This is a genomic window from Scandinavium sp., assembly GCF_036271055.1.
In the GTDB taxonomy this organism is placed as follows: Bacteria; Pseudomonadota; Gammaproteobacteria; order Enterobacterales; family Enterobacteriaceae; genus Scandinavium.
Genome location: NZ_DATBBJ010000034.1, coordinates 1 through 5,582, shown reverse-complemented (window position 1 = coordinate 5,582; position 5,582 = coordinate 1). Strand labels below are relative to the sequence as shown.

At 50.3% G+C, this 5,582-nt stretch carries 5 protein-coding genes; all 5 read right to left on the bottom strand.

What is annotated here, in order from left to right:
• On the bottom strand, window positions 1–1,270 hold a 1,270-nt coding region (locus VH187_RS05330), incomplete at its 3' end, for a hypothetical protein (RefSeq protein ID WP_329700451.1).
• 52 nt (window positions 1,271–1,322) lie between these two features.
• Window positions 1,323–2,954 (bottom strand): ArnT family glycosyltransferase, encoded by a 1,632-nt coding sequence (locus tag VH187_RS05325; protein WP_329700450.1) that lies wholly within the window; start codon window positions 2,952–2,954, stop codon window positions 1,323–1,325.
• A gap of 47 nt (window positions 2,955–3,001) precedes the next feature.
• Window positions 3,002–4,618 carry a hypothetical protein gene (locus VH187_RS05320; RefSeq protein ID WP_329700449.1) on the bottom strand — a complete coding sequence of 539 codons (1,617 nt, stop codon included), beginning with the start codon at window positions 4,616–4,618 and terminating at the stop codon, window positions 3,002–3,004.
• A 94-nt stretch (window positions 4,619–4,712) separates the two neighbouring features.
• Complete coding sequence (locus VH187_RS05315) at window positions 4,713–5,156, bottom strand: GSCFA domain-containing protein (RefSeq protein WP_329700448.1); 444 nt, start codon at window positions 5,154–5,156, stop codon at window positions 4,713–4,715.
• The coding region (locus VH187_RS05310) for a GSCFA domain-containing protein (RefSeq protein WP_329700447.1) at window positions 5,114–5,582 on the bottom strand (469 nt) is incomplete at its 5' end. The genes VH187_RS05315 and VH187_RS05310, both read right to left, overlap by 43 nt.

Genomic DNA, 5,582 nt, shown 5'->3' with positions numbered 1-5,582 from the left:
ACAATGCCATAACGTGTCTCATCCACCAGGGGGCAAGCAGAGGGTTCAAACAAAAAAGCCAGATCGCGCAGGTATAAAAGAACAAAAACAACCCGGTTTTGCCCCGGACAATGACCAGAGGCACGGCGGTCATAAGTACGGCGTTACGAACGTACCCTGCTGGGCCTCCCGCAAAAAATGTCATACTTTCGACCCAGGGCATGTATGTTGGCCCATACATGCTTATATCGATTGGTTTTGGGATTATGTTAATCATCAGCAAAACCAATATTCCGATCGGGTAGACAAGTGGTATTATCAGAAAAAGCCCACGGCGAATTTGCTCCGCTAGGTCTTTAGATTTCTTATCTTCAAATAGCTGAGTGGCGAAGAAAGCCAACCAGGAGCACCCAATTACCGCTGGGATCAAGTAAAGCGACGTGTTAGCGAGACCGACGCCAGCGATACCCAAGAGGGTTAGCCAGACCAGATCGCTTCGGTTCGCCTGACTCAGGAATCGATAGCTGAGCACAAGAGCGAGCGGTAAGGCCAGGATGAACACGATCGATCTCCCCTGCCAGAGATAACCGGCAGCCATGCCAAATGACCAGTAACGGGAAACAGTGCCAATCACCGCTGGCCCAGGATTGTCCAACAGCAAGAATACCATCCCGAACAACGTGCCCAGCGCCGCTAGCCAGCGATCCAATCCAAATCTTCGCACACACCAGTAAAGGACAAATGGAATCGCAAACGCGGCCAATGCATGGCCGATGATTTGATAAAAGAAAAGAGGATCGATTCCAAGATAATGCCCCAGAAAGCCCATGAGCATTTCATAGCTGGTCGCCAGGTGGACGGGTGAAAATGCAGCGGCATCCATATCAAGACCTGTCTGACGGAGGTGGATGGGCTGCTTAAGATCCAGCAGTTGGGCGAGGACTCTATGGAAATAGACGACATCGTCTTGATTTGGCCGGCGCACGAATAGAACCGCAGTTGCCCAGGCTATCCCTAAAAACAGCAGAAAAATGTGAGAGAGATGGAACCGATATCCTTTGCCAGGGGTTGCGTCTGTTTCCTTCCATAAGCGTGCCAGCAGAAAGAAAGCGACGGTCGTGATACCTAAAAAGCACCATATGATCGTTTTCGCTGGCCATCTGACGATAAGCACAAGCTGATACGCTATCGTCCAAAATGCGAATATCGCTATCGGCAACAATAGGATATCGCCGGCGCGAGATTCAGCAGGCCTTTCGGAAATCGGGATGGTCTGTTCCCCCTTTTGCATTGAGTTCCGCGCCGTCAACATCATGGCGATTTCGGATGAGCTGGTGCGCAACTCATGTTGGAGTTCTTGCTCGAAAAAGCAAAATCGTTGGAAAGGGATATGTCATGTCTTGCGGAAAATGCATGAGCTTAAACTCATGTCCAAAAATCCGTACCGGCACGCGATAGCTTTTTGCATATCTGAATTTTCCCCTCGCCTCAACCTGCTGAACAGTTGCTTTGAGTAGCGGCGGGGCAATTTGGGTGGCGAATCCCACCAGAAAGAAGTCAGCGTCTTCGCCAGCATCCTGTAACTGAACCACTACTTTTTCACTGTTCAGTGGATTGGCGGCGGGCATTGCGGTGTAAAAATAGGGTCCCCAGTGCAAAATACCAATCCGCGCTGGCGCTTCTCCGATGAAGTTGTAGAGGTCTTTCCTAAGAATCTCGCGCGCGTCCGTGTGCTGCATAGCCCGATCGTATGCCAGATCAAAAATTATCGACGGCACCATGAGGAGCAGGAGTGCGCCGGTTAAGACAACGGTCGTTGTCCGTTTGTTTGGCAGTGTCAACTGTAAGTCGCTGCAAACAATTCCAACGAGTACACAAAAGCCAGGAAACAAGAGCATGGTTACCCGAGCGAAATAGGGTCCCAGGTACCCTTTTCCCATGAAATAAAGATACAGAAACGAGAAAATCAGTATTGGAACAGACAGGCTGTAAAGGCGGCGTCTGAAAAGAAGATATAAAATTGCGCAGTACGGAGCCAGCCACAGCATGGGATACATCGCAAACGGAATCACGTATGTAACATACCTCCATAGAACGGACAGACTAACCAATTGACTCCCGCTGAACTCGTGTAACGACGCGTATTTTAACGTCTCGGTGGTAATTGCCTTTGTAACGCTTGCTGGATCTAAAAACAGCATTGGATGACCGAGGAACAGCCCAATTCCAAATCCAAAACCAATCAACCAAACATGCCTTGCTACGAAGTTTCTCGCTCGCTCTGAAAATCGCAACCTGCAGCTTCGCACGTCGTTACCGCCATCGACTAGTAAACACAGGCAAGGAATCACGGCGATGATTCCGACGGGATACCGAGTCGCTGCTCCCAAACCAGAAAGTAGACCGACGAGAAAAAGCAGTTGCCACGATTGGGATTTCCGGAGCTTGAATGAGAACCAAATGACCAAAGCGCATAATAAATTACTCAAAATGTGAGTCCTCATGAAATGTGCGTAGATCACCTGCATTGGGAGAACAGCGTAACAAAGCGCGCCCAAAAAGGACGGATAGAACTTTTGAGTCGCCTCTCTAATAGCAAGAAATACGATAACAATTGTACAGAGATCGAGTAACACCGACATCCATCGGGAGGCATACAGCAGATCGGAGGGACGGTGTGTCTTCGTTGAATCGTTGAGATTTGCATTCTTGCTAGCGGTAAGCTTAAGCAGTGCTTGTGGAACCGCCCACAGGTAGTAGTTGAACGTACCCTCGAAGTATGCTCCCGGGGCTTTGATATGGCCTTTTAGTAAGTTCAGCTCGAGAACCCCTCTGAGGCTTACAAATTCGTCGGGCTGGAAATTCAGATCGTGGCCGTACCCGCTGTTGAGCCCCCAGGTCAATCCAGCTACACGAAGGTAGGCTGCCAACAAGATCAGCCCGGCGAATAAACCCGGTCGAAGAGCTTTCTGCATAGATCGACCTCCGGGTGCGCCATGTTGGAAGAGAACTGTAAGGCGCATTACTCGAGGGCTCCTGCCGCCTGATCTGATCCGATTGGAGTGAGCTTTAGGATTGCCGCATTGCGCTGGGAGCTGCTTAGAGTCCGCCATTCATATCCGGGAGCGGTCGGGAGTCGTGACTGATTCTCAGCGACGTCGTCTTGGGAGGCAAATAGCGCGTAAACCGGAAGCGACTGTCGCAAGCCGTTTTCCACCAGGGCCGAGGCTTGGGGCCGATCATAACGCCATGTATAGCTCCACTTGTAATTGTGTTTACCATCGATGGGAGCCGCGATAAACGAACGCGGCAAAAGAGCATTCAAATAAACAGGATCAATATCGCTGAGGACGATTCCAGTTTGCCGGCTTATCTGTCTAGCAAAATTCCTTTCCGCAAGGAATGCGATCGATCGGCGGGGTGAAGTGGCAAAATGAAGAGCGTCCCAGGCTTGCAGCCGATTAATTCCATCTGTTTTGTAGCCAGAACGTGAAGGGTAACCGAGACAGGCCGCGGCAAACAAGATAAACACTGTAGCCGCGCTTATGAGTCGTTTTCCGGCAAAAGTGTTTTGTGCGGCCCACGTAACGGGCAGGACAGCGATGGCGATCAGAAGCATCAAAAGCGGCAGGTAGAATCGTCCATCTCGGCCAAACAGGTAGCTCAGCGTCACAGCAAATGAACTGAACCCCGCTAGAAAAGCGCACCCAACGAAGTAGTTGAAACTGATAAAGAATAGGCCGATGCAAACGAGAACAACGAAGGCAGGAACAAACGATGTGCCAGTGCCAAAAATGTTGGCAGCGTAGTATCCATGCGGCTGCAGAATCAATTCCCTCCAAAGGCTGGCAGCGTTAGTCGGAATCCATCCCAAACGAAACAGAAGATGATTTCTGCTAAAATACGGGACCCACAAGTCGTAACCTGTTGTTAACGGTGAATGGAACTGGATCGTGTTTAAGATCAGCATGGGGCTGGCCGCTAGCACGAAGACAACCGGAATGGCAGCGCAATGAAGAAACCAGCGCCAGGACATTCCTCCCATCGGGAACAGAGCCATTGCCAGCAACAGTGGCGCGAAAAAAAGCGATTGAATTCGAATGTTTAATGAAAGGCCAAGGAAAACGGCGGATAAATAGATTTTCCAGCGGCGTTCTTCCTTAATCCCCAGGTAGGCAAACATGAACGCTAGTATAATTAGCAGGGAGGCACTCACTTCGCTCAATGACGAACGACAGAACGTGAAGAATCCAGGAAGCGTGGCCAGTAAGAGCACCGCAACTCCGCCGGTCAATGGCATCGCCAGGTACGCGTAAAAGCCAAACACCGCCAACAGCAGGGACAGTCCCATCGTTTGACTCGTGCGAAACGGTGCCAACACGGCATCTGCTTCCGGCAAAATCTTCAACCAGGGAAGCATCAGCGCCGGGTATCCAAAAGGGTACCTTGATGGCAATTTCTCGTAGCCAATCTGTATGGAAGGCCAGCTATCCCGCTGGAGCGCTTTAGCCTGGGCGAAGTATTCCGTCGCGTCGGGATGGGGACCAAGATCCAGCAGCGTTGTCTTTGGGTAATCGATTCTAAGAACCGCGAAGTAATAGAAGGTTAAGGCGCAGAGGAGAAGCAGTAGGCCTTCCACGAACTGTGCAGTTGCAAATCTTCTGAGCGTAATCACCCGAAAAACAACGCGATGGTGAGTCAGGATTTCCTAGAGTGATCAGCTATCACGACATTTACTCGAGATACTTTTGCAGGAATAACTCCATGATGTGCTGTATTCCGGCACTTCTGACGTGTCTCAGATCTGGCTCCCATACTGCTGCACGATCGGAGTTTTGCACGATCTCGTAACTTGGAAAGTAATCGACATTGGGATGCGCACCGGCCCACTCCTGGGCGACTGCTCTTAAAAGCGACTTCGCCCAGGTGTTAGCCACAACAATATCCATAGTTGAAAACGTATTCATCAATGGAACCGGAGAAACTGTGACCACAATGTGAAAGTCAGGGTGTCCATACCGAGACAATAAAGCATAAATGGCTTCCAGATTGGCCCAGTTTTCAGCGAAATTAGTTAGATGAAATTCGTATCGGTTCGGTTCGGGTGTAAACAAAGAGGGAGCTGCGTTCGGCTTTAGCGTGTACGCGACCGCAAGCGGAGTGCAATTAACGAACACATCTGTTGAACATCGCGCCACGCCTCTGCCAATCCAAGTGTGACGATCACAGCACGACAATTCCTTATGCGCTTCGTAACCGTTTGCATCAGCGCACGACGCTCCAGCGTTTCTTCCAGGCCGGTGAAATTTAGCGTCGGGTTTGTATGCGGGTCGTACCAGGTCGTTTCTGTTAGTTGAGCAATAGACCGCAAAGGAAATGTCGCGTTTGAGTCAAGTGCCCAGCGCAACTCGTTCAATATCGAATAGGTGTTGTATTTGTTCGTAAATCCGAGTGCTGTTACACGCGTCTTGGCGGGTTGAAGTTTGGCAAATTCCGGCGCCGCGCTTTCAATACCGATGTTGTTCTTGGCTAGGAACTGTTCAAGGCCTCGGGCAAAACATGAGCCAATAGCATAAAACTTATCGTCTCGGCGAAGTTTGAAC

What these genes read in the sequence shown, in the direction of transcription:
- VH187_RS05325 (WP_329700450.1), bottom strand. Translation starts at nt 2,954, where the DNA reads ATGCAGAAAGCTCTTCGACCGGGTTTATTCGCCGGGCTGATCTTGTTG.